General features: G+C 58.1%; 19 protein-coding genes and 2 pseudogenes. 12 read left to right on the top strand and 9 right to left on the bottom strand.

What is annotated here, in order from left to right; translation table 11 throughout:
• Positions 1–57 precede the first annotated feature (57 nt).
• A complete protein-coding gene (locus tag P7A97_RS16115; protein WP_277691030.1) occupies positions 58–1347 on the bottom strand; it encodes an OmpP1/FadL family transporter in 1290 nt (429 codons plus the stop codon).
• 257 nt (positions 1348–1604) lie between these two features.
• On the opposite strand from P7A97_RS16115, the gene P7A97_RS16110 reads away from it, so the two are divergent.
• Together P7A97_RS16110 and aspT are read left to right on the top strand one after the other, a co-directional pair.
• The gene (locus tag P7A97_RS16110) at positions 1605–3227 is read left to right on the top strand and encodes a mechanosensitive ion channel domain-containing protein (protein ID WP_277691029.1); all 1623 of its coding nucleotides are present in this window, start codon (positions 1605–1607) and stop codon (positions 3225–3227) included.
• A gap of 51 nt (positions 3228–3278) precedes the next feature.
• Entirely contained in the window at positions 3279–4973 is a 1695-nt protein-coding gene (gene aspT / locus P7A97_RS16105) for an aspartate-alanine antiporter (RefSeq protein WP_277691028.1), read from the top strand.
• On the opposite strand, the gene P7A97_RS16100 is transcribed toward aspT, so the two are convergent.
• Positions 4974–5534, bottom strand: coding sequence for a TetR/AcrR family transcriptional regulator (locus P7A97_RS16100; protein ID WP_277691027.1), 561 nt, complete (start codon positions 5532–5534; stop codon positions 4974–4976). It lies immediately after the preceding gene.
• Positions 5535–5673: 139 nt separating this feature from the next.
• On the opposite strand from P7A97_RS16100, the pseudogene P7A97_RS16095 reads away from it, so the two are divergent.
• Positions 5674–6570 (top strand): annotated as a pseudogene (locus tag P7A97_RS16095) (alpha/beta fold hydrolase).
• A gap of 148 nt (positions 6571–6718) precedes the next feature.
• Here the strand turns inward: P7A97_RS16095 and P7A97_RS16090 are convergent.
• Entirely contained in the window at positions 6719–7393 is a 675-nt protein-coding gene (locus P7A97_RS16090) for a hypothetical protein (RefSeq protein ID WP_034019461.1), read from the bottom strand.
• A 234-nt stretch (positions 7394–7627) separates the two neighbouring features.
• Between P7A97_RS16090 and P7A97_RS16085 the strand changes: the two genes are divergently transcribed.
• From P7A97_RS16085 to P7A97_RS16075, 3 genes are all read left to right on the top strand, one after another.
• Complete coding sequence (locus P7A97_RS16085) at positions 7628–8932, top strand: hypothetical protein (protein ID WP_034019463.1); 1305 nt, start codon at positions 7628–7630, stop codon at positions 8930–8932.
• A gap of 69 nt (positions 8933–9001) precedes the next feature.
• A complete protein-coding gene (locus P7A97_RS16080) occupies positions 9002–9232 on the top strand; it encodes an AlpA family transcriptional regulator (protein WP_034019465.1) in 231 nt (76 codons plus the stop codon).
• Positions 9233–9709: 477 nt separating this feature from the next.
• A complete protein-coding gene (locus P7A97_RS16075) occupies positions 9710–10435 on the top strand; it encodes an inovirus Gp2 family protein (RefSeq protein ID WP_034019520.1) in 726 nt (241 codons plus the stop codon).
• Between the two features lie 3 nt (positions 10436–10438).
• Here the strand turns inward: P7A97_RS16075 and P7A97_RS16070 are convergent, their stop codons facing one another.
• Positions 10439–10549: a DUF4113 domain-containing protein gene (locus tag P7A97_RS16070; protein WP_225850683.1), complete on the bottom strand. Its 111-nt coding sequence runs from the start codon at positions 10547–10549 to the stop codon at positions 10439–10441.
• Positions 10550–10706: 157 nt separating this feature from the next.
• Here P7A97_RS16070 and P7A97_RS16065 point away from each other — a divergent pair.
• Positions 10707–11060, top strand: a pseudogene (locus P7A97_RS16065) (type IIL restriction-modification enzyme MmeI); the annotation flags it as partial.
• 131 nt (positions 11061–11191) lie between these two features.
• Here the strand turns inward: P7A97_RS16065 and P7A97_RS16060 are convergent.
• Both P7A97_RS16060 and P7A97_RS16055 read right to left on the bottom strand, forming a co-directional pair.
• Positions 11192–12568, bottom strand: a complete 1377-nt coding sequence (locus P7A97_RS16060; protein WP_012018612.1) for a heavy metal sensor histidine kinase — start codon at positions 12566–12568, stop codon at positions 11192–11194.
• 2 nt (positions 12569–12570) lie between these two features.
• Complete coding sequence (locus P7A97_RS16055) at positions 12571–13248, bottom strand: heavy metal response regulator transcription factor (RefSeq protein WP_004374688.1); 678 nt, start codon at positions 13246–13248, stop codon at positions 12571–12573.
• A 206-nt stretch (positions 13249–13454) separates the two neighbouring features.
• Between P7A97_RS16055 and P7A97_RS16050 the strand changes: the two genes are divergently transcribed.
• The 5 genes from P7A97_RS16050 (at position 13455) to P7A97_RS16030 (ending at position 17922) form a co-directional block, all read left to right on the top strand.
• On the top strand, positions 13455–13814 hold the full coding sequence (locus tag P7A97_RS16050; RefSeq protein ID WP_003246763.1) for a co-regulatory protein PtrA N-terminal domain-containing protein: 360 nt from the start codon (positions 13455–13457) through the stop codon (positions 13812–13814).
• 166 nt (positions 13815–13980) lie between these two features.
• Positions 13981–14538, top strand: a complete 558-nt coding sequence (locus P7A97_RS16045; protein ID WP_021221949.1) for a plastocyanin/azurin family copper-binding protein — start codon at positions 13981–13983, stop codon at positions 14536–14538.
• Between the two features lie 147 nt (positions 14539–14685).
• Positions 14686–15219 carry a plastocyanin/azurin family copper-binding protein gene (locus P7A97_RS16040; RefSeq protein ID WP_169967924.1) on the top strand — a complete coding sequence of 178 codons (534 nt, stop codon included), beginning with the start codon at positions 14686–14688 and terminating at the stop codon, positions 15217–15219.
• 79 nt (positions 15220–15298) lie between these two features.
• Entirely contained in the window at positions 15299–15547 is a 249-nt protein-coding gene (locus P7A97_RS16035; protein ID WP_009686142.1) for a DUF2933 domain-containing protein, read from the top strand.
• Between the two features lie 5 nt (positions 15548–15552).
• Complete coding sequence (locus P7A97_RS16030) at positions 15553–17922, top strand: heavy metal translocating P-type ATPase (RefSeq protein ID WP_277691013.1); 2370 nt, start codon at positions 15553–15555, stop codon at positions 17920–17922.
• Positions 17923–18061: 139 nt separating this feature from the next.
• Here the strand turns inward: P7A97_RS16030 and P7A97_RS16025 are convergent, their stop codons facing one another.
• The 3 genes from P7A97_RS16025 to P7A97_RS16015 form a co-directional block, all read right to left on the bottom strand.
• Entirely contained in the window at positions 18062–19396 is a 1335-nt protein-coding gene (locus tag P7A97_RS16025; RefSeq protein WP_021703182.1) for an OprD family porin, read from the bottom strand.
• A 65-nt stretch (positions 19397–19461) separates the two neighbouring features.
• The gene (locus tag P7A97_RS16020) at positions 19462–20907 is read right to left on the bottom strand and encodes a heavy metal sensor histidine kinase (protein WP_277691012.1); all 1446 of its coding nucleotides are present in this window, start codon (positions 20905–20907) and stop codon (positions 19462–19464) included.
• On the bottom strand, positions 20904–21578 hold the full coding sequence (locus P7A97_RS16015; RefSeq protein ID WP_277691011.1) for a heavy metal response regulator transcription factor: 675 nt from the start codon (positions 21576–21578) through the stop codon (positions 20904–20906). Before P7A97_RS16015 ends, P7A97_RS16020 begins: the two co-directional genes overlap by 4 nt.
• Between the last annotated feature and the right edge of the window lie 284 nt (positions 21579–21862).

Below are 21862 nucleotides of genomic sequence, written 5' to 3'. Positions count from 1 at the left end.
TCGGTGCTGTCATGAAAAAGGCCGCTGATGCGGCCTTTTTTGTGGGCGTTTGCATGATCAGAAGCGCCAGGTAGCGCCTCCGCCAATGATATGCAGGGCGCTGTTGTCATAGCTGCCAGACAGGCTATCTCCGGATCTGCTCTTGGTCTGGTTGATGTCCATGTCGCCCAGCCATACCAGAGTGTAGGCCATGTGCAGGTCAAGCCCCTCGTCCACCGCATAGTTGATGCCGGTGGCCAGGCGCCAGCTCTCGTTCATGGGGTTGTCGGCGGTGCGATCTTCGTCGTCGACCGCCGAACTGTCGTAACCCACCCCCATGCTCCAGCGCAATTGGCGGGTGGCCTGGTACTGTGCGCCGAGGGAGGCATGCCAGGTGTCCTTGTACTGGCGGTCGACGCTGGTGCTGGTGCCCGCCAGATCCGTGTCCACTTCGACGCCGATCTTGCCGAACTCGCTCCAGTCCTGCCAGCCGAGACTGCCGAGCAGTTTCCATTGTGAGTCCAGGTCATAGGCCAGGCTGAGCACGGCGGTTTGTGGCACCTCCATGTCTATCTCCAGGCCGCTGGGGTTGGCGCGTTGCAGGGCCAAGTTCAGCAAGGGGTTGCTGATGTCGTCGAGGCTGGCCTTGTCTTCGAACTCCAGGTCGACCTTGCTGGTGTAGGCAATACCGAGTCTGGTGCGTTCATTGAGGCGGTAGAGCGCGCCGATATTGAAGCCAAGGCCGACATCGGTGTCCTTGTATTCCAGCTGGCCATCTTCACGGTCTGCCAGCCCCAGCACATTGTTGTTGACTGCCACTTCGGTGCGGAAATAGCCATACATCAGGCGTGGTCCGAAACCGATGGAGAGGTCATCGTTGATCTTGTAGGCGTAGGTGGGTTGTAGCGATACCCCCAGAATGGCCGACTCCTGGGTGAAATAGCGCCCGGCCCAGTCATCGTCGTAGTCAACGGCAAGGCCGAAGTTGCCATACATACCGAAACCGATGCTGGCCCGTTCGTTGATCTGATGGCTGACGAAGAAGCTGCTGCCGGGGAGGTATTTGAGGATGTTGCCGCCTTCGTTGCCGGAAAAATCGTTATTGCCGTCGCGGGAGAAGGTCAGGTCGCCCAGGATCAACTGGCCATTGGCGGATATCTGCGTGCCGGCCAGTTCTGTCAGGCCGGCGGGGTTGTTCATCAATACGCTGGGGTCGCTGGCAAGCGCCGCCGCTCCGGCGTTGGCCAGGCCGCTACCTTCGTTGCCGGCCTCGTAAATCATGATGCCGCCCGCCCAGCTCGGGCTCGCTGCCAATAGCAGCGGTGCGACGCAGAACAGGCGTCGGCGTGAGCGATAAAGTCCCGGCATATTGAGCACTCCTGTGGTCATGCGCTGAATGCAGCTTGGATGATGGCTATCGGTTGCAATGTGGCCCCTCAAGAAAAGTAGCAGGCTACGGCGGCAAGGTTGGAATGATTCGGCTCGGTCGCCGCTGTGCTGCTGCCATGCGCGTTTACGGAGCTGCGCTACGCTTGCTTGTCAGCGGTGCAATGGAATGTTGCAGGGGCACAGACCCCATGCGTTGAGGCGGTCTAATCATTGGGGTGAGTGTCATGGGGCGTCGGATGTTTGCATGGGGAGCGCTGCTTGCTGCGCTCTTCTGGTCGGCTGTCGGTGTGGCTGCAGAGGCAGTGGAAACGGCAGAGCAAAAGGCGGCTGCGGCACCTGCGGCAGAGGCTGTAGAACTCAAGCTGGCCAATCGCAGTGTGATGGTGTTTCGCGCGACCTTGCTGGGGGAAACGCCTGCGCTCAGGGTGCAGCGCGCGCGGGCTGTCATTAACGAAGCACTGGCTGGGGATGATGAGCTGAAGGTCAGCATCGACCCGATCCAGCAGAGTTACATGGTATTGCTGGGCTACAGTCGGGCCTTCATCGTGACGCCTCAGGATCTGGATGTAGGTCAGACCTCGGTGCGTGAAGCGGCTCAGGTGGCGGCAGACAATCTGCGCCTGGTCGTGGAGGAGAGCGGTGAGGCGCGTAACGTACGCTTCCTGCTAAAGGCGGCTGGGTTCTCGGCGATCGCCACTTTGCTCTATATCGCGCTGTTGCGTGGGGCGAGCTTTGTGCGCAGCAAGTTGCTCAATCTGATTCCCCAAGTCATGCAGCGCCACACCCGCATGCTCAAGGTCGGGCACACCCCAATCATTGACATGCAGAACCTGTATTACCTGGTCAATCGTCTGTTGTGGCTGATCTATTGGCTGCTGGTGCTGTTGTTCAGCTACCAATGGCTGAGCTTCGTCCTGTCGCAGTTCCCCTATACCCGGCCTTGGGGAGAGAGCCTCAACATCTATCTGTTGCACATGGCTCGCTATCTGCTCGACGGAATTGTCGGTGCGTTACCGGGGCTGGCCATTGCCGTGACGATCTTCCTGATCGCCCGTGGCATCAGTGGTTTCATGCGCAGTCTGCTCAAGCGCATGGCGCGTCCTGGCACCATCAGCTGGCTGAGTCACGAGACGCTGCAACCGACGACTCGATTGACGTCGTTGGCCATCTGGCTGTTTGCCCTGGCCATGGCCTATCCCTATTTGCCGGGGGCCGGTACCGAAGCGTTCAAGGGGCTGTCGGTATTGATCGGTCTGATGATTTCTCTGGGCGCCTCCAGTGTGGTCGGTCAGGCGGCGGCGGGTTTGATCCTTACCTATTCACGCACTCTGCGCCCCGGCGAGTTTGTTCAGGTGGGCGGACACGAGGGTACGGTGACCGAGATGGGCATGTTCACCACCACTATCCGCACCGGCCTGGGTGAGGTGCTGACCATTCCCAATTCGATGATCACCGGCGCGGTGACCAAGAATTACTCGCGAGCCGTGCAGGGCGAGGGCTACATCGTCGATACGGTGGTCACCATCGGCTACGACACGCCCTGGCGCCAGGTCGAAGCCATGCTGCTGGAGGCCGCCCGGCGTACCGACGGCATACTGCAGAAACCTGAGCCTATCGTGTTTCAGACGGCCCTGTCGGACTTCTATCCGGAGTACCGCCTCGTGGCCCAGGCCATCCCCAGCCAGCCGCTGCCACGGGCGGTGCTGCTGAGCATGCTGCACGCCAATATTCAGGATGTGTTCAACGAGTACGGCGTACAGATCATGTCGCCGCACTATCTGGGTGACCCGCAGAGCGACAAGCTGGTGCCGCGTGAACACTGGTTCAAGGCGCCCGCCCGGGAGCCTGCGCAAGAGTGATCATGCAGCGGCCTGCCGGCGGCGGCCTTGTTCAGTAACAGGGAGAAGCACATGCTCGACTTCATTCTCGATGCACTGCGGGCCACACCCGAGATAGCGGTATTCCTGGCTATCTCACTGGGTGTGTTGATCGGACGCCTGCGGCTGGGCAGCTTCCACCTGGGCTCGGTGGCGGGGGCGTTGCTGATGGGCCTGCTGATCGGGCAGATCGGCCTGGAGGTGCCGCATGTACTCAAGTCAGTGTTCTTTGTGCTGTTCATCTATGCCATCGGCTTCAAGAGCGGCCCGGAGTTTTTCGGCAGTCTCAACCGCGGCACGCTCAAACTGGTGGTGCTGTCCGTGGTGCTCTGTGGCGTGGCGCTGGCCAGCATCATGCTGATGTTCAGCATCTACAAGTTCGACGCCGGCTTCACGGCCGGGCTGGGCGCCGGCGCGCTGACCGACACGGCGATCATGGGGACCGCGAGCAGTGCGATCAGTCATCTGGACCTGAGTGCCGCGGAGAAGGCTCAGCTGAACAGCCACATGGCCATCGCCTATGCCATCACCTACCTGTTTGGCACGGTCGGGCTGATTGTTTTCGTCGGCAGCGTGGCGCCGCGCCTGCTGGGTATTGATCTGGTCAGCTCGGCCCGCGAGCTGGAGCTGGAACTGGGGATCGCCAAGAACGAAGACGCCATCACCGTGCCTTACACGCGCATCGTAGTTCGTGCTCATCGGGTGATGAGTGGTGGTTCCGCGCTGGGGCAGACCATTGCCGAGGTGGAGGCCAGGCATCCGTCTTTCAGCGTCGAACGGGTGGTTCGGGGCGGGCAGGTGATCGAGCGTGATCCGTCGCTGATCCTGGCCGAGGGCGACATCGTGGGGGTGTATGCCCTGCGTGAGGCCGTTGGTGAGTTGGCCGGTTGGATTGGTGAGGAAGTCGACCATCCAGAGTCGATGTCCTTCCCCACCCGGAAAGTCGATATCGTGCTGACCAGCAAGGAGTTTGCCGGCCACACCATTCACCAGATCAAGTCCCAGCTGGTGGGTGTCGAGCGTATGGGCTGCTTCCTGCGCAGCATCACCCGTCAAGGGTTGGAGCTGCCTCTACTGCCGGATACCGTGCTGCGCCGTGGTGATGTCATCGCGTTGGCTGGACGTACTGCCAGCGTCGAGTCGCTGGCCGCGCGGCTGGGGCGCATCCGCAAGGAAAACTACCGAACCGATATCGCGGTGCATGCGCTGGGCATGGCGCTGGGCTCTTTGCTGGGTTTGCTATCGACCCATATCGGCATGATTCCGGTGGAGCTTGGTGTGGGCGGTGGCGTGCTGGTGGTGGCGCTGGTCATCGGATGGATCAACTCGCGGCATCCTGAGCTGGGGGCCATGCCGCCGGCGGCACAGTGGGCCTTCTCCGAGTTCGGTCTGACCGCCTTTGGGGCTGTGGTCGGTCTGCTGGCCGGCCCGGCGGCAATTGCGGCGATGCAGGAACATGGGGTGGCGATCCTGATTTCGGGCGTGGTGGTGACGTTGTTGCCGCCCCTTGTGGCGCTGTATTTCGGCCGCTATGTCCTGCGCCTGCACCCGATGATCCTGTTGGGCGCCCTGGCGGGGGCACAGACCGAAGCGGCGTCGATGAACAAGATTATCGAGCAGTCCGGCAGCAATACCCCGGTGGTCGGCTTTACCGTGTGCTATGCCATCTCCAACGTCCTGTTGGCGGTGTGCGGGCCGGTCATCATCGCGCTGACAGCGGCCGGTTGATCAGGCCTGCAGCTGGCGCGCCGCCCGTGTGCAGACTGCATCGATATAGCCGGGATCGGCGTAGATGCGCGCCAGCAGAATAGCGCCTTCGAAGTCGGCGACCAGCTGGCGAGCCTGTTGCAGAGACTGCTCGGCGCCATGCTGCGCCTCGAACAGGCAGGCGAAGGCCCTGGCCCAGTCATCCATGAAGTCACGGATTGGTGCCATCAACGTCTCATTGCCATAGGCCGCGTCCATCGCCACTACGCCCATCAGGCAGCCAATTGAGTCGTCCTGAAACAGGCGCTTGGCCCTTTCCCCCATCACGCTGAGCCGCTCGGCAGCGGGTAGCGACTCATCGTAGGCCAGGGCAAACAGGGAATGCTTCAGGCGCTCGTGAGACCAGCTCAGCACATCGCGCAGCAGTGAATCCTTGTTCGGGTAGTGATGGTAGAAAGAGGCCTTGGTCAGGCCGCAGGCCTGGGCCAGCATGTCCATGGTCGTGCCATGGTAGCCATGGCGCTTGAAGGTTCTGGCACAGTGCTGCAGCAGTTCATCGCGAGAAATCTTGGGGGGGCGCACAGCAGCATCCTGTCAGCGATAAGTGCGGTTGATTCTATGTCATGCGCCGTATTGACTCAATTTGACGATTACCGAACGTTTGTTTAGTTTTGCTGGGCGGCGCACTGCGCCACCCCCGGAACGAGACAGGAATACAGCGATGACGGCCAGCACTTCTCCCGAACAGTTCACCTTGCAGGCGGACGATGGTTACCCCCTGGGCGCGACCCGCTATCCGGCGTAGGGCAAGGCCAGGGGCAACCTGTTGATGGCGTCTGCCACGGGGGTGCCACAGCGCTTCTACCGGCGCTTTGCCGAGCACGCCAGTCAGCGCGGTTTCACCGTGCTGACCCTCGACTACCGAGGCATTGGCGACTCCAAGCCCGATTCCCTCAAAGGCTTCGACATGGCCTATCTGGACTGGGCGTTACTTGATCTCAAGGCCGCCGTCGATTACCTGGGCAAAGACGATCAGCCTCTGTACTGGATGGGGCACTCCTTCGGCGGGCACGCGCTGGGGCTGCTACCCAATCAGACACGTATTGCCGCAGCCTACTGCTTTGGTACGGGCGCCGGCTGGGCTGGCTGGATGCCTGGCCTGGAGGCGCTCAAGGTGCGCTTGATGTGGGGTGGTGTGCTACCGCTGATCGTCCGGGTCAAGGGCTATCTGGCCTGGAGCCTGCTCGGTATGGGTGAGGACTTGCCGCGTGGGGTTTATCGGGACTGGCGGCATTGGTGCAGCTTCCCCCGCTATTTCTTTGATGACCCGCAGATGGCGGACACCGTACGCCGCTTCGCGGACGTGCGCATGCCCTGCCTGTTCGCCAATGCCGAGGATGACCTCTGGGCCCTGCCGCGCTCGCGTGACGCTTTTATCGTGGGTTACCGCAACGCAACGCTGGAGCGCCGCGATCTGCCGGTCTCAGCCGGTCAAGCGATTGGCCACATGGGCTATTTCCGCCCGACACTGGCGCCCTTGTGGGATGAGGCGCTCGACTGGCTACTGGCTCAGGAGGTGAGTGCCGAAGTGCAGCTGCGCTCGGGCACACAGGGCTGATGAAAAATCTCAGGCAATAAAAAGGCCGGCTTGTGGCCGGTGTATTATTGTTGTATCTCATTGATTTTATAAGATTTTATATTTATAAATTACTTTGACCCACACTTTGACCCACACTCTGGTGGGTCGCTGCCCTGGGGCGATGATTTCAGATGGCTCTTGGGCTCATCTCTCTATGCTTGAATACGGCGGCGTCGATGGCCTCTTGGATTACACGCAGGTGTTCCTCTGCAAGAGGCGTTGCAGCGGCTTCTTCCTCGGGGGATAGCGCAGGGAGTGTTTCCTTTAGGTAGGCCTCCCACTGCGCAAGCTGTTTTATGCAATGGCGCAGCTGCTTCCAGGTTTCATCAATGCGGATCTTGGCTAACTCTTGTTCAAGCTTGCGTGCGTTGCGTATGGCTTTCATTGCCTGAGATTCGTGCCTGGCTTCCTCTTTGTTAATGGAAACCTGTTTAGAGGCTACCTCGATCAGGCTTTCAATCACGCCTGTTTCAGTAATTTTGTGTCTTTTTGCCAAGGTCTTGAGCTTTGCCTTGGTTGCTTTGGGGAGGGTGAAGGAGCACGTCTGCCGGCCACCCTCTGTCGCTCGATAGCGCCGTTGCCGGATGGCATTTCTCAGTCGCTGAATGAGCTTTACGCCTTCGGCCTCTTTTTCTAGGGCATGGATCGATCTGACAAGCGAGCTGAAAATCGTCGCGGCCATCAGGCTGAGCTTGTCCTTGAGTCGATCAGGGCAGTGTTTGGACAGATAGTTCGCGGCCCACTGCCACTCTTCATGATCATCCTCATTGAGCCAGCTCGGCTTGCCTTCAGTCCTCGCCATCCACCTCTCTCCTCTTACTGAGCTCCACCACCATGCCGTGGGCGCTCGCTATGCCAAGCCTGTTAACAGAAAAGATAACTGATGTGTTAGCTGATGTGAATTATGAGGTGTTAACTGATTTGTTAATTAGCATGTTAAATGCATCGTTAACGGTCTTGTTAACTGAATTAACTGTTCTGATAAAATAGGGTATAAAATCTCAATTTCTATTTTTGGATTAAGATTTTTACGGCCATGATAGCTCTATCAGATATAGAAGCAGATGCAGAGGCACGGTTTTTTTTGCAGGCTTTTGTTTGTCGGAATGACGTCAGTCTGGACGTGCCTTACAAGATCAAGCCTGTAGCGAAGCAACTCTGTCTGACGGAAAGGTTTGTCTGGGATGCTTCGCAAGAGCTGGTCAGGGCTGGGCTTCTGAAGAAGTGCAAGCAGGACGGCAGGGTTGGGCGTCCTGATGTCAGCTACGTAGCCTCAGAAAACTTGCTTAGAGTGCTCGTCAAGGCAGACCCAGAATTCACTCATCGCGAGCTGATGCTTCGTCTTTTTCTTGAACCGGAGATTCACGCAGTTAGGGACGGTGAAACGACGGCATCGACAGGGCATGAGGAAAAGCCACCCCGTACTGCGACGCGCAAAGACGGTCGGCCTGCAGCTCCTGGTGCCAAGGGGCGGTTGGGGGCTGCTACCCGGGTTTTATTAGCGGCCCTTCTCAGTGAGGCTGACGAGTGCGGTGTAGTGGCCGGGCTTGGAGGGCCTAGGCTCAGGGCTATGACTGGTCTCGACACCTTATCGATCAAGCATCAATTGAAGCGTCTTTTGAGCTTGGGGTTCGTTAGGAGCTATATGCCGGGGTTGTCGCATGGGGTCTTCGTTGGCTCAAAGGTAACGAGCATCTACTACCTAAACCTGGATCACCCGCAGCTTCGTTTGAGACAGAGGGAACGGGGGGTAGTGGTATACGTAACGCATGGGCCGGGCAGATACGACATACTCGGCGCGGCAATGCCGACGACAGAGGCGCTAAATGCGCTGAAGCCAAAGCAAGGACAAAAGCCTTATGTGCTGGATCTGCTCTATCACAAGCTGGCAAGCCATACGTCGTATCTGCTGACGGCTATTTGGTCAGATCCAGAATGCGACCTGGGTGATGCGAAAGCGGAAATTTCCAAAAGGATTGCTGAAGAGCTGGGCGGTCCGTTGACCGTTAATTCTGATCGGACTGCGTACGCTGGTTGGGGAGGCTTGAGGGAAAGTTTCCAGGCCGAGGCTTGCCGGTGGGCGGAAAGCATCCACAAGGGGTTGCGCCGTATGAAAGTCTGGCCAGGATACAAGCCCCACCTGGTTCGGCTCATTCCAGCTCCGGTGAGAAAGGATGGCCTCAGCATTGTGTCGCTGGTTGTTCATCCCGCACCGAGAGATAACAACATATGCCTTTGGGTATGGGACGTACGCGGTGGGAGGGTTGACTCGTATGTCCGTGAGGATGCGCTGGACTCGGCCCTTCGCTATGACGTAAGGCTTTTGACCAGGGCCCCCTAGGCGAGCAACAGGCAGGTCATTTTATACGGCCCTCGCAGATCCTCTGGGACATACAGAGGAGCCCTGCTGATGCGAATTTTCCGCTTACAAGACGTGATCACTGCTACTGGCCTGTCTAGGTCGACCCTGTACAAGTACATCTCGGAAGGCACCTTCCCGAAACCGGTATCGTTGGGCGACCGATGCGTCGGCTGGGTCGATAGCGAGGTGCACGACTGGATCCTGGCCAGGATTGAGGAGCGTGACCAGGCTGAGGGTGCTGCTACGCGCCCGATTGGCCACCTGAGTATGGCCGGCTAGAACCGCTCCTGCGCCATGATCAGCTTCGGCTGGTCATGGCGCTTATGCCGTCGTTCAGTCACTGGCTGTGCGGCCTCGCATGGCAAGTCGTGGCGGTGTCGCTCCCGCCGCCCCGACAGCCTCTTCGATATCTGGCTCAGGCCTCTTCAGCTTGATTTATTTCCGAAATCCGAACTCGGCAAAAATTGCCGCTATGGCGGGACGATTGAGGTGGCTTTGCCCGAGCAGCTCGGCGAAGGAAATTGCGGTGCGGGTATTATGCTTTTACTAGCTATTACCCCCCGAAGGGTTCACGCCTAACCGAGTAGCAACCTTCACTGACCTACACAGGGAGTCGGACACTGATCCACCATCTGAGAGGCCAACACTACAGCGTGTCCAGAGAGACCAACCAACGGATCAGGCGAGCAAGGTAGCGGTTAAAAAGTACACAGTAGACAAAAGGTTATGAAACTCCACCAACGAGAGGTCATAACCATGCTCAACGATACCGACACCATCCAACGCTACCCGCTTCGTCATCCAGCCAATACCAATCTGCATCTTCACTACGACGACACCTTTGAGGGCTTCCGCTTGATGCGTGACAAGGGGCCTTTCATTCGTGAGCACCTGTCCGATCTCAAGCGCACCATAGACCTGGCATTAGCTGAGTATCCGAGGGTCTTAGCCTTCAGAGTTGACCTCCACTTGCCTCAAGGCGTCCTGCTACCTGACTACGCCTATACGAACCAGGTCATCAGCCGATTCTTCGAATCGTTTACGAAGAAGATCCAGTACCACCAGGAACGAGTGGCTGATCGTGGCTATTCGCGTGGCTGCAAAGTACGGTACGTCTGGTCGAGAGAAATAGGTCAGGCAGGCCGGCAGCATTATCACCTGCTGATCCTGTTGAACCGCGATGCCTATTACACCCTGGGGCTGCTGCGCTCAGAGAGGGTCAACATGATCAGCCGGATAGAAGAGTCATGGGCCAGTGCACTGCGGTTGTCGAAGCATGAGGTCGACGGGCTGGTACATATCCCCGACAATCCAACGTATCGGATAGATCGGCATCCCCGTATGCGGAAGGTTGCATGGTCAGAACACAAGGTTCTTGTTGATGAGCTACCGGATCTGTTCCACCGGGCCAGCTACCTGTGTAAGAAAGCGACCAAGTCCTACGGGGATCGTCAGCGAGGATTCGGTACCAGTCGAGGGTAGTGGCTAGTTCGCCTTTGCGACCATTAACTCAGACCAGCGAGTGGTGTAGGCGGGGGATAGCAGTTTTCTTCGCATAGCCCACTCGACTGGCTTGGCGATGCGTCCTGGCTGCAGCGTTCCACGTCCTCAGCAGTTTTTGATAGCTTCCATGGGGCACAGGATCATTTTCACATGCCAATGCTCGTTCCTTTATCATCCATGCACTTTGCATGGATGGTGGGCCTAAAGGCCCCCTGTGCCGCCTTGGCAGCAGTGATCGGAACAGCCCTATATGAACGCCGTAGAAATCGAACAAGCCATCACCGACCTGGCCAGCCAGCCGTTTGACCGGGTCGAGTTCCCTTATGCCTTCCTGCAGGCTTTCGGTAACAAGGAAACCACCCTCAAGCGCCTGCGTTCGGGTGCAACCAATAAGTCCGATCTGGGCGGCGTACTGCAGACCAGCAATATCCATTTGGCTGTGTGTGAGCCAGGCAAGGTCACCGAAACCCTGGCGGCACTGAAGGCCAGCCCCGCGACGGCCCGTGCCAAGGCTAAATATGTGCTCGCTACCGATGGCGAGACGCTGGAAGCTGAGGAGCTGGAAAGCGGCGAGACGGTCGCCTGCGACTACCCGCAGTTTCCTCTTGTGTCAGCTCACCGCTCGTTACCTATCTGGATGGCGAATGCAATCTGCGCTCAGTCGAGTTGCACCTGCACCCACCCTGTCAAGTTGGGCTAGCGGTTAGCTGTAGCCTACTTACCGCCAGACCGGCATTATCTGGGATGGGGCAATTCGATGTGAAAGCCCGTGAGGCTAGCCGCTGAGGTGCACCAGATGCGGCCTTTGTGAGCCTCAATGATGGATCGGGTGATTGCAAGCCCGAGCCCGGCGTTGCTCGGGCTGCCCTCCCGCCGAGCGGGGTCAACCCGGTAAAAACGGTCGAAGAGCTTCTCTAGATGCTCTGAGCTGATTGTGTCCCCTGGGTTCTCGATACTGAAGGTAGTGGAGTCCTCTGTCTCGCGGATCAGAACCGAAATTGTCTGTCCCGCCGGCGTGTAGCGCAGCGCATTGGACAGCAAGTTGGATAGCGCGCGATCAAGCATCAGCCGATCTCCCAGCACTTGGCCTTTGCCTGTGAGCGATAGCTCAATGCCGCGCTCTTCGGCCAGAAGGTGGTAGTAGTCAAACAGCTTGAAGACTACGTCAGCCAGTTCGATCCTGGCCTGCTCGGGGATGATCAGGCCATTATCAGCCTTGGCCAAGAACAGCATGTCATCAATCATCCGAGACATGCGCTTCAAGTCCTCCAGGTTGGAGTACAGATTCTCCTCATAGGCATTGATATCGCGTTTTTTACTCAGCACGACCTCGGTGTGGGTCATCAGATTGCTGACTGGAGTTCGTAGCTCGTGGGCAATGTCGGCCGAAAAATTGGAGAGCCTAACGAAGGCATCCTCTAGCCGAGCCAACATCGCATTGAAGGAGAGAACCAGTTGCTGAAGTTCCCGCGGCACTGGTTCGAGAGGGATTCGCTCCTGTAACGAGCGAGCGGACATCCCGGAGGCCACATGAGTGACTTGCCGCAGAGGCCTAAGGCCGCTGCGAGCAACCACCCAGCCGAGTGCGGCACTGAACAGGGCGCTGATGACCAATCCAATCCAAAACCATCGTTGCAGCGTGTCGAAAAAGTGTGTGTGATTGGTGACGTCAAGAATCAGCAACGCAGTGAGCGGCTCAGCCTGATCGGCTACCGAGATTTGCTCCGTCATGCCACGGTACATGTGTTGGCCGTTCTGCCACTCCCACATGCTCTGCTCATTTGCACGTCTGAAACGCTCAGGTACTTCGACTGCTCTGGGGTCGGAAAACAGTACAGAACCGTCACTGGCCAGGATAGTGGCGGCCAGATCCTGATGGGCTCCCAGCAAAGCTCGCAACTGCGGTAATTCTTCCGAAAGGCTCGCTTCACCGCGAGCATTGTTGAGGATATGTTTGGCGGATTCGAGTTTCTCCACCAGGGCCTGCCGATCCAACATCTTGAAGTGGTGCTGGCTGAGCATATTGAAACTCAGCCCTGCTACCGTCAGGACTGCAATTACCGCGGACATGAACATCAGGCTCATGCGTGCGGTCAGCGAAAGGTGCTTCATATTCACTCCGGAGCATCCATCATGTATCCCATGCCGCGGGCGGTATGAATCAGCTTGAGATCGAAATCGTCATCGATTTTTGCGCGTAGCCGGCGTACCGCAACCTCAATGACATTGGTGTCGCTGTCGAAATTCATGTCCCAAACCTGAGAGGCAATCAGCGACTTCGGGAGCACCTCGCCGCGCCGGCGCAGTAGCAGTTCCAGCAGTGAAAACTCCTTCGCGGTCAGGTCAATTCTTTTCCCGCCACGGATCGCACGCCGCTTCATCAGATCGACTTCCAGATCGGCAATTTTCATGGTGGTCTGCGTCGGCGAACCATTACCTCTGCGCAACAGCGTTCTGACCCTGGCCAGAAGCTCTGAGAAAGCAAATGGCTTGATCAGGTAGTCGTCCGCACCCAGCTCCAACCCTTTTACGCGGTCTTCCACACCATCGCGTGCCGTCAAGAACAGTACGGGGACGTCTTTTCCTGCTGCGCGCAACATGCGCAGCACTTCCCAACCGTCCAGCCCAGGCATCATTACATCCAGAATTAGCAGGTCATAGGCTTCGCTAAGTGCATGCTGAAGGGCATCTGTACCGGTCATAACCCGGTCGACATTGAACCCAGCCTCGGTGAGACCTTGCTGGAGGTACGTACCGGTTTTGGGTTCGTCTTCAGCTACCAGTAGTTTCATGTGTGCAGACTCCAAAAGTCGGGTGGCCTGAGTTTGCAGGCAAACCGCGGCCCCAACCAGAAGCTTACGAAAATGTAATTCTGACTTCAGCTCACTGACAGGGTGGCTTGTCTAGGGTGCAAGCATGAGTACTAGGTTGTGCTCTCGGCCCTCGACAGACCAAAAGCAGAGGTGCCGGCCATAGTTTGCACTGATGGAGACTGCCCATGAAATCGCTGAAACCTTTGCTTCTGGTTGGTTCGCTACTGCTGTCTTCCATGGCTTGGGCCGAAGGGGGCAGCGACCGTGTATTCGAGCGCATCCAGCAGATGCGCGACAAAGCAGAAGCCGTGCTGATCCAGGCGGAGAAGGCCCCGGTCGGCGAGCGGCATGTGCACATGAAGGAGCATATGAACATGCTCGAAGACATCATGAGCCAGCTGCACAACGAACATCCCGCGCCAAACATGTCTGCCGAAGAGCATCTGGCCTGGATGGAAAAGCATGACAAGCTGGTAGACGACGTGCTGGCTCAAATGATCCGCGAGCACAAGCTAATGATGGCCGACAAAGAGTGCCATCGATAAGGATTTTCCCATCTTCCAGGCCTTCCGTGATTGCTCCTTTGGCCTAGCGGCGCCTTTATGGCGCCGTGCTTTTTCCCAGCTGACGCAATTGTAGTTTTGGGGTCAGCGGCCTGGCAGCAAGCGGGGAATAGCATGAGATTTCCAGCACCCATCTCGAGGTCTCACCATGAAACGCTTACCCCTTAAACTGCTGATCAGCACTCTGTTCATCAGCACCACCTTTCCGGCATTTGCCGAGGTCGGCGGCAGTAGCAATGGCATTGGGCAGCAGGCCCAGGCGACGCCAGCGACTCGTACCATCTTGGTAAAGATGGACGACATCAACTACAGCCAGAAAACGATCGATGTGAAGCCAGGTGAAACCGTGCGCTTCGTTCTGAAGAACGAGGGCGCGTTGATGCACGAGTTCAACATCGGGCAGGCAGCGTCCCAGCTGGAGCACCAGCGCAAGATGGCGTCCTTGTTCAAGGACGGCACACTGACCCCGACCGGCATGGCCGAGCGCATTGTCTGGCATGAGCGTTATGGCACGGGAGACTCCAACCCTCCAGGCTATCCGGAAGTCATCAAAGCCAAGCATGACGACCCGAACGCGGTTCTCGTCGAGCCCGGCACAACTAAAGAGTTCGTGTGGACCTTCCCTCAGGCGGGCAGTTTGAGCTTCGCCTGTACATTGCCTGGGCATTACCAGGCGGGGATGGTCGGTGAGTTTGCTCTGCGTTAGTCCGGCACCGGTGCTACCCGTTGGCCGCGGGCTGGGTAGCACCGATCTGACGAACCTTACTGCGATGTAGTTTTCGCGTCAGCGTACCGCCAGTTGCACCTCATTAGCATCGGGACTCATCCCTCCTCAACACCTCAGAGGCACACCATGAAACTCAGACCCGCTTTCATAATCACCACCCTTGGTTTACTGCTCAGTGCTGCCAATGCGCTGGCCAGCCCGGGCCACAAGAAAGACAGTATTGGGCAACCGGGAGACGGTCAGGCAGTAGATCGCACCATCGAAGTCCGGATGGGGGACATCTTCTTCGAACCCAAAGCAATGGAGATCAAAGCAGGCGAGACAGTTCGCTTCGTCCTGAAAAATGACGGTGCACTGCTACACGAATTCAATCTTGGCAAAGCGGCATCCCATGCCGCGCATCAGAAAGAGATGGCTGCGATGTTTCAGAACGGCACGCTGTCCCCGACTGCAGCGCATGACATGAGCAAAATGGACCACGCCATGGGCGGCATGAAGATGGTCGGCATGGAGCACGACGATCCCAACAGCGTTCTGGTCGAGCCAGGTGCACGCGAAGAGCTGATCTGGACCTTCTCCGACGCTACTGATCTGGAGTTCGCCTGCAATGTTCCTGGACATTATCAGTCGGGAATGGTCGGTAAGGTGACCGTACGCTGAACTCCATTGATACGCGTCAACTCTGCCTGGCTAGAGCAACCTATGCTGATTCTATGGTCATTGAACCGAGGCTATTGTCATGGATCACACGCACCACACTGGCACTACGGAACCACCTTTTTGGAAGAGCAAGATTGGCATCGCACTGATCATGCTGGCCGTAATCGGCATCTTCTATGTCGCGCGCGAGCATTACGGTCATCTTTCGCAGGCTTTGCCATACCTCATCCTGCTGCTATGCCCGCTGATGCATCTGTTTGGCCACAATCATGGCGGGCACTCCCACTCCAGCGGAGCCGCAGTTTCCAAGGACGAGGATAGGAAGTAACTCGAATGCAAAAGACCTCCTGCCATCATGACCAGGGCCATGCACATCACTCGCACGGCCATCCAGAGAGCCCACGCGATCCGGTGTGTGGCATGGAGGTCAAATCTGATAGTCCTTACCAGGAGAACTTTGAGGGAAGGGCCTATCGGTTCTGCAGTACAAAATGCCAGGAGAAGTTCCAGGCAGCCCCTCATCAGTACATGAGCCATCAATCGCATGCCGGGCACCACCAGCATGCCGCTCGGCCAGAGTACTCAACTCAGGCAGGACTGGGGGCTGAATACACCTGCCCGATGCATCCCGAGATTCGCCAACCGAGCCCTGGCAACTGCCCGATCTGTGGGATGACGCTCGAACCCGTCATTCCAGAGCTGGAGGACGAAGAAAATCCGGAGCTGAAAGACTTTTCGCGACGGTTCTGGTGGACCCTGCCATTGACCGTCATCGTGACCGTGCTGGCGATGGCTGGTCATTCCTTGCAGCTGTTCCATGGAACATCCCAGAACTGGGTTGAGCTGGTTCTGGCAACGCCCGTGACGCTTTGGGGTGGCTGGGTATTTTTCACTCGCGGAATAGACTCCATCCGGCAACGCAGCCCTAATATGTGGACCCTGATCGGATTAGGAACTGCAGCCGCCTACCTCTACAGCGTGGCAGCCACCCTGGTGCCGCAGTGGTTCCCGGCGGCCTTCGTTCAGGATGGACGCATCGGCGTCTACTTCGAGGCCGCCGCGGTGATCATCTCGCTCACGCTGTTGGGCCAGATGCTCGAACTCAAAGCCCGCTCGCAGACCTCTGCCGCCATTAAGTCACTGCTGGGATTGGCCCCCAAGACTGCCCGGCGCATCAGGCCTGACGGCCAGGAAGAAGATATTCCGCTGACCCACGTCCATCAGGGTGACCACTTGCGTGTCCGGCCGGGCGAAAAAGTCCCGGTGGATGGCACCGTGCTGGAGGGCGAGAGCGCTGTCGACGAGTCGATGCTCACCGGCGAGCCGGTGCCCGTCACCAAGCGGGCAGGGGATACCCTCATCGGTGCCACCCTGAACACCCACGGCAGTCTGGTGATGGAAGCGCAGAAGGTGGGCGCCGAAACCATGTTGTCGCAGATCGTCCAGATGGTGGCTAAGGCCCAGCGCTCCAAGGCGCCCATGCAGCGTATGGCCGATGCCGTGGCAGGGTATTTCGTGGTGGGGGTGATCCTGATCGCGATCCTGACATTTTTTGGCTGGGGGTTGTTCGGGCCGGAATCAGGTTGGGTATTTGGCCTGATCAACGCCGTGGCCGTACTGATCATTGCCTGCCCATGCGCCCTGGGCTTGGCAACGCCGATGTCGGTCATGGTCGCGACCGGCAAGGCCGCCAGCAGCGGTGTGTTGTTCCGTGATGCCAGCGCTATCGAGAACCTCTGCAAAATCGACACTTTGATCGTCGACAAGACCGGGACCCTGACGCAGGGGCGGCCGGCCTTTCATAGTGCAGAGGGAACCGGGCCGTTCGACTCGGTCGAGGTTCTGCGCTTGGCCGCAAGCCTCGACCAGGGCAGCGAGCATCCGCTGGCGCATGCCATTGTCGATCATGCGCGTGAACAGGGTCTTGCCCTGGTGAAACCGGAGACCTTCGAATCTGGCTCAGGTATTGGTGTACGCGGACAGGTCGATGGCCATCAACTGCAGCTTGGGAACACAGCGTTGATGGAGGAGGCGGGCGTCGATATTACTCCGCTGCGTAACCGTGCAGAGCAACTGCGCCTGGAGGGCATCAGCATCATCTATCTGGCCGTCGATGGTCGCCTGGCGGGTCTCCTGGCCGTTTCCGATCCAATCAAACCGACCTCCCAACAGGCTGTTGCTCAACTCCAGAACGCTGACGTGAAGGTCATCATGGCCACTGGCGATGGCCTCACCACAGCAAGAGCCGTGGCGAAGCAGTTAGGCATCGAGGAGGTGCATGGCGAGGTGAAACCGCAGGACAAGGAGAAATTAGTCGCCGAACTGCAGAGCTATGGCCGGCGTGTTGCCATGGCGGGCGACGGCATCAACGATGCGCCGGCCTTGGCCAGGGCCGACGTAGGCATCGCTATGGGCACGGGCACCGACGTGGCGATGAACAGCGCCCAGGTGACCCTGGTCAAGGGAGACCTGATGGGCATCCTGCGGGCGCGCACCTTGTCGGTGGCCACGGTGAAGAACATGAGGCAGAACCTTGCCTTTGCATTCCTCTACAACGCGATGGGAATCCCGCTAGCGGCCGGGCTGCTGTATCCGCTGACAGGACATCTTCTGTCGCCCTTGATCGCTGCGCTGGCGATGAGTGTCAGCTCCGCGTCCGTGGTGTTTAACGCCTTACGGCTGCGGCAGTCACGGATCGATTAGACCTTGCGGTAGCTAACATCGTTTGCCTCGGTCGACGAAGGGCAAGCTGACGCCATTTCATCGTAGGGGCATTCCCCATCGCCCACGACATAGCAATCTAAGAGCCTCGCCATCAGGCGAGGCTCCTCTTGGGGCTAGCTCAGAGTATCGGCAGGCTGTAGCTGACGATCAGGCGGTTCTCGTCCTGGTCGGCGGCGCTGGTGTTGCCACGCAGGCTGGCGTTACGCCAGGAGAAACCGAGGCCTTTGAGGGCACCGTCCTGAAGCACGTAGTCGAGGCGGAAGTCGCGTTCCCATTCCTTCTTCTCGCCGTCGGCCGAATCGATGTTGTCGCCGGATAGATAGGTGACAGTGGCCTTCAGACCTGGTACGCCGGCCTTGGTGAAGTCGTAGCCGTACTCGGCCAGCCAGGTGCGCTCGCCGGCACTGGCGAACTTGCCGATCTGCCGGTCGGTGATCAGGTAGGCGGTGGCGCCGTCGCCCTGGTTCAGGTAGGGGAAGTTGCTGTCGCCGGAGACTTCCTGGTAGCCGGCGCTCAGCCCGTGGCCGCCGAGGCTGTAGGTGAACAGGGCGCTCCAGGTGTCGTTGTCCACTTCGCCCTTGGTGATCGCCTTGCCGGCCGCGTTCAGACCGTAGTAGCCAGTGCTGGCATAGCCTTTGGCCACCCCGGCGGCGCTGTCGTTCTTGCCGTCGGCGTCGCTCTTGAAGTAGCGCAGGTCGGATTTCAGCGCGCCCGGGCCGATGGCCAGGCTGTGGGTCAGGCCGAGGAAGTGCTGGCGGTAGAACTCGTTCAGCTCGCCGTAGTAGTACTGCGCCAGCAGGTCCTTGCCGATCTTGTAGTCGCCACCGGCGTAGTAGAACTTGTTGCTGAACTGGCCGGTCTTGGCGTTGTTGGCTCCGGAGATGGACAGGCCTTCGTTGTTGCTCGAACTGCGCCCCTTGGCGTGTTCCAGCTGGCCGCCGACCAGGGTCAGGTTGTCGATCTCGGCTGAAGTGATCTGGCCACCCTCGAAGGTCTGCGGTAGCAGGCGACCGTCGCTGAAGGTGACCACCGGCAGCTTGGGCTGCAGGGTACCGATGCGTGCCTCGGTCTTCGACAGACGCACCTTGCCGGTCAGCCCCAGGCTGCCGAAGTTGTCCACCGCGCGACCGTTCTCGTCGGTGGGGAACACGGTGCCGCCGTATTTGCTGGAGTCGGGGTTGTAATGGCGACCCTTGCCGGAATCCAGCTTGACGCCGAGCAGGCCGAGAGCGTCGACGCCGAAGCCGACGGTCCCCTCGGTGTAGCCGGAGATGTAGTTGAACTGGAAGCCCTGACCCCATTCTTCCTGGGTGGCGCCGTCCGCGTTGCGGGTGTCCTGGTTGATGTAGAAATTGCGCAGGCCGAGGCTGGCCTTGCTGTCTTCGATGAAGCCGGCGGCGTATACATGCTGGCTCAAAAGTCCCAGTGCTAGGGAGGCACTTATTTTTTTCATGGTGATGCTCCGGGGTAAAGGCGGCTCAGCCGTATGTGAGATCACAGCGGCTAAGGCGATAGAAGTCAGCTCAGCTGTCTTCTCTGCTTTCCGATTCCGGCACGCACCAGGCTCGTTGGAGTTTCTGGCGCGCGAGGGAACAACAATCGGAAAACGGTGTAGTTGCCCGGCACGCTGGACACATCGACGGTGCCTTGGTGCAGGCTCATGATGGAGCGCACGATGGCCAATCCCAGGCCCGTGCCTCCCTCTGCTCGGGATCTACTGGTATCTACTCTGTAGAAGCGCTCGAACAGATGAGGAATGTGCTGGGCTGGGATACCAATCCCTGGATTGCCAACAGACAGCGAGACCGTCTCATGCTGCTTTTCAATCAGCAGCGAGATGCTGCTGTTGCGGGGGCTGTGACGTATGGCGTTCGACAAGAGGTTCGAGACGGCCCTTTGGATCATCAATCGATCACCGAAGGTGTGGCCTGCCCCACTGATGTCTATCGCAATCTGCTTTTCCTCGGCGGAGATAGAGAGGAGGTCTACAACTCGCCGTGCTTCGTCGTCTAAATCAATTCGCTCGAAAGGCACCAACGAAGCGGGGTGACTTACCTGAGCGAGGAAGAGCATGTCCGAGACAATGCGTGTCACGCGCCCAAGCTCCTCGGTACAGCATTCAAGGACCGCCTTGTACTCTTCTGGTGGACGCTCTCGTGAAAGCGTTACTTGAGCCTTACCCATCAGATTGCTGATGGGGGAACGTAGCTCGTGGGCCAGGTCGTCAGAAAACTGCGAGAGCTGTTGAACGCCACTGTCCAGGCGATGGAGCATGAAGTTGATGCCGTGTGCCAGCTCGCTTAGCTCTTGAGGCAGTCGATCTATTGGTATGCGATGGGTCAGGTCCTGAGTGGAAACCTGTGACGCTATTTTTCTGAACTGGCGCAGCGGTGACAATCCGCGTTGGACAATCCACCAAGCTCCAACGCCAATGAAGAGCAGAAGAAAAGGCAAGGCGATCATGGTGGATCGCAGGTACGCCGTTAGCAGTGCGTCGTCTGCAGAGCGATCTATAGAGAGCTGGATCGTGACTTCATTGCCATCTTTCAAGCGCACATGCTTCGAGGCCGTCAGAAAACTGTGCTTGGTGCTATCCAGCCATTCGTGGAAGAAAACGCCCACGGCGCCTTCAGAATGCAGTTTCGGAGCGTTCGACCTGTTGCTAACGCTCAGCAGCTTCTTCCCTTCAGGCCCTCGCTCATAGATGGCAAGTTGTAGGTTGTCGTGGCCTACAACAAGGTCGAGCAGTCCATGCGGTTGCTTGGCGATGTCGGCACTCGATATCGAATCTTCTTTGAGTCGGTGCTGGATCTGCTCAAGCTTGCCGTTCAGGCTGCTTCGGGCCAGCGAGGCCAGCTCGTGCGTCAGCGAGAAGTAAGCAAGGGCGGCCAGGAGCACCACCAATGCGGCTCCCATCAGGGCGACAGATAGCCCTAATCGCATGGAGAGGCTGGCAGGTTTCATCCCCGCTCCTCGAGTACATAACCAACCCCTCTGAGGGTATGGATGAGCTTCCTTTCAAAGGCGTCATCGATTTTGGCGCGCAAGCGGCGGATGGAGACTTCGACCACATTGGTGTCGCAATCGAAGTTCATGTCCCACACCAACGAAATGATCTGAGTGCGTGAAAGCACCTCACCCGAACGCCTCATCAACAAGTGCAGCAGCGCAAACTCTTTGGTCGTCAGGTCTATCCGTTGCTCACCGCGGAAGGCTCGATGTCTGGCAGGGTCCAGCTCTAGGTCTGCTACACGTAGAGTTTCTGGTGCCGGAGCCTGCTCGCTGCGACGCAGAAGGGTGCGAACTCGGGCCAGCAGCTCAGGAAACTCAAAGGGCTTCACCAAGTAGTCATCCGCACCTAGGTCCAGGCCCTTGATCTTGTCTGCCAGCCTTCCTCTGGCGGTGAGCATCATGACCCTTGTGTTGTTATCACGGCGAAGGTTTTCTAATACGCCCCAGCCATCTATCTCTGGAAGGTTTACATCCAGAATGACCAAGTCGTAAGTGTGTTGGCGCACAAGATGAAGACCATCTAATCCAGTAGAGGCCTTGTCGACTACATAGCCACTCTCGGTCAGTCCTTGATGCAGATATTCGGCAGTTTTGGGCTCGTCCTCGATAACTAGGATTCGCATATTAAATTTACCCAGGCAGGCGGCATATTGTTGTTTATTGGGCCGCGTAAAGTTTCATAAATTAATAATGACGTGGCATGAAGAGGCTTTTAGCGCACGATAGGAGTAGACAATCCTAAAGCCTGTAGCGGCTACAGGGTCAATGCGCAAGCCTTGCTGTGACTGGCATTGCGACAAGCTGTCACATTTAGCGAGTATTTCAGGCAGATTTCCCTGGTGGGGTTACTGATTTCCCTAAAGGTTCCTTCGCTGACGCTATATTTGTATCAGCATGTAACTTCACA

The organism is Pseudomonas sp. GOM6, from assembly GCF_029537485.1.
In the GTDB taxonomy this organism is placed as follows: Bacteria; Pseudomonadota; Gammaproteobacteria; order Pseudomonadales; family Pseudomonadaceae; genus Aquipseudomonas.
This window is presented reverse-complemented; position numbering and strand designations above follow the sequence as displayed.

What these genes read in the sequence shown, in the direction of transcription:
- P7A97_RS16115 (WP_277691030.1), bottom strand. Translation starts at nt 1,347, where the DNA reads ATGCCGGGACTTTATCGCTCACGCCGACGCCTGTTCTGCGTCGCACCG.
- P7A97_RS16110 (WP_277691029.1), top strand. Translation starts at nt 1,605, where the DNA reads ATGTTTGCATGGGGAGCGCTGCTTGCTGCGCTCTTCTGGTCGGCTGTC.
- aspT (WP_277691028.1), top strand. Translation starts at nt 3,279, where the DNA reads ATGCTCGACTTCATTCTCGATGCACTGCGGGCCACACCCGAGATAGCG.
- P7A97_RS16090 (WP_034019461.1), bottom strand. Translation starts at nt 7,393, where the DNA reads ATGGCGAGGACTGAAGGCAAGCCGAGCTGGCTCAATGAGGATGATCAT.
- P7A97_RS16085 (WP_034019463.1), top strand. Translation starts at nt 7,628, where the DNA reads ATGATAGCTCTATCAGATATAGAAGCAGATGCAGAGGCACGGTTTTTT.
- P7A97_RS16080 (WP_034019465.1), top strand. Translation starts at nt 9,002, where the DNA reads ATGCGAATTTTCCGCTTACAAGACGTGATCACTGCTACTGGCCTGTCT.
- P7A97_RS16075 (WP_034019520.1), top strand. Translation starts at nt 9,710, where the DNA reads ATGCTCAACGATACCGACACCATCCAACGCTACCCGCTTCGTCATCCA.
- P7A97_RS16060 (WP_012018612.1), bottom strand. Translation starts at nt 12,568, where the DNA reads ATGAAGCACCTTTCGCTGACCGCACGCATGAGCCTGATGTTCATGTCC.
- P7A97_RS16055 (WP_004374688.1), bottom strand. Translation starts at nt 13,248, where the DNA reads ATGAAACTACTGGTAGCTGAAGACGAACCCAAAACCGGTACGTACCTC.
- P7A97_RS16050 (WP_003246763.1), top strand. Translation starts at nt 13,455, where the DNA reads ATGAAATCGCTGAAACCTTTGCTTCTGGTTGGTTCGCTACTGCTGTCT.
- P7A97_RS16045 (WP_021221949.1), top strand. Translation starts at nt 13,981, where the DNA reads ATGAAACGCTTACCCCTTAAACTGCTGATCAGCACTCTGTTCATCAGC.
- P7A97_RS16040 (WP_169967924.1), top strand. Translation starts at nt 14,686, where the DNA reads ATGAAACTCAGACCCGCTTTCATAATCACCACCCTTGGTTTACTGCTC.
- P7A97_RS16035 (WP_009686142.1), top strand. Translation starts at nt 15,299, where the DNA reads ATGGATCACACGCACCACACTGGCACTACGGAACCACCTTTTTGGAAG.
- P7A97_RS16030 (WP_277691013.1), top strand. Translation starts at nt 15,553, where the DNA reads ATGCAAAAGACCTCCTGCCATCATGACCAGGGCCATGCACATCACTCG.
- P7A97_RS16025 (WP_021703182.1), bottom strand. Translation starts at nt 19,396, where the DNA reads ATGAAAAAAATAAGTGCCTCCCTAGCACTGGGACTTTTGAGCCAGCAT.
- P7A97_RS16020 (WP_277691012.1), bottom strand. Translation starts at nt 20,907, where the DNA reads ATGAAACCTGCCAGCCTCTCCATGCGATTAGGGCTATCTGTCGCCCTG.
- P7A97_RS16015 (WP_277691011.1), bottom strand. Translation starts at nt 21,578, where the DNA reads ATGCGAATCCTAGTTATCGAGGACGAGCCCAAAACTGCCGAATATCTG.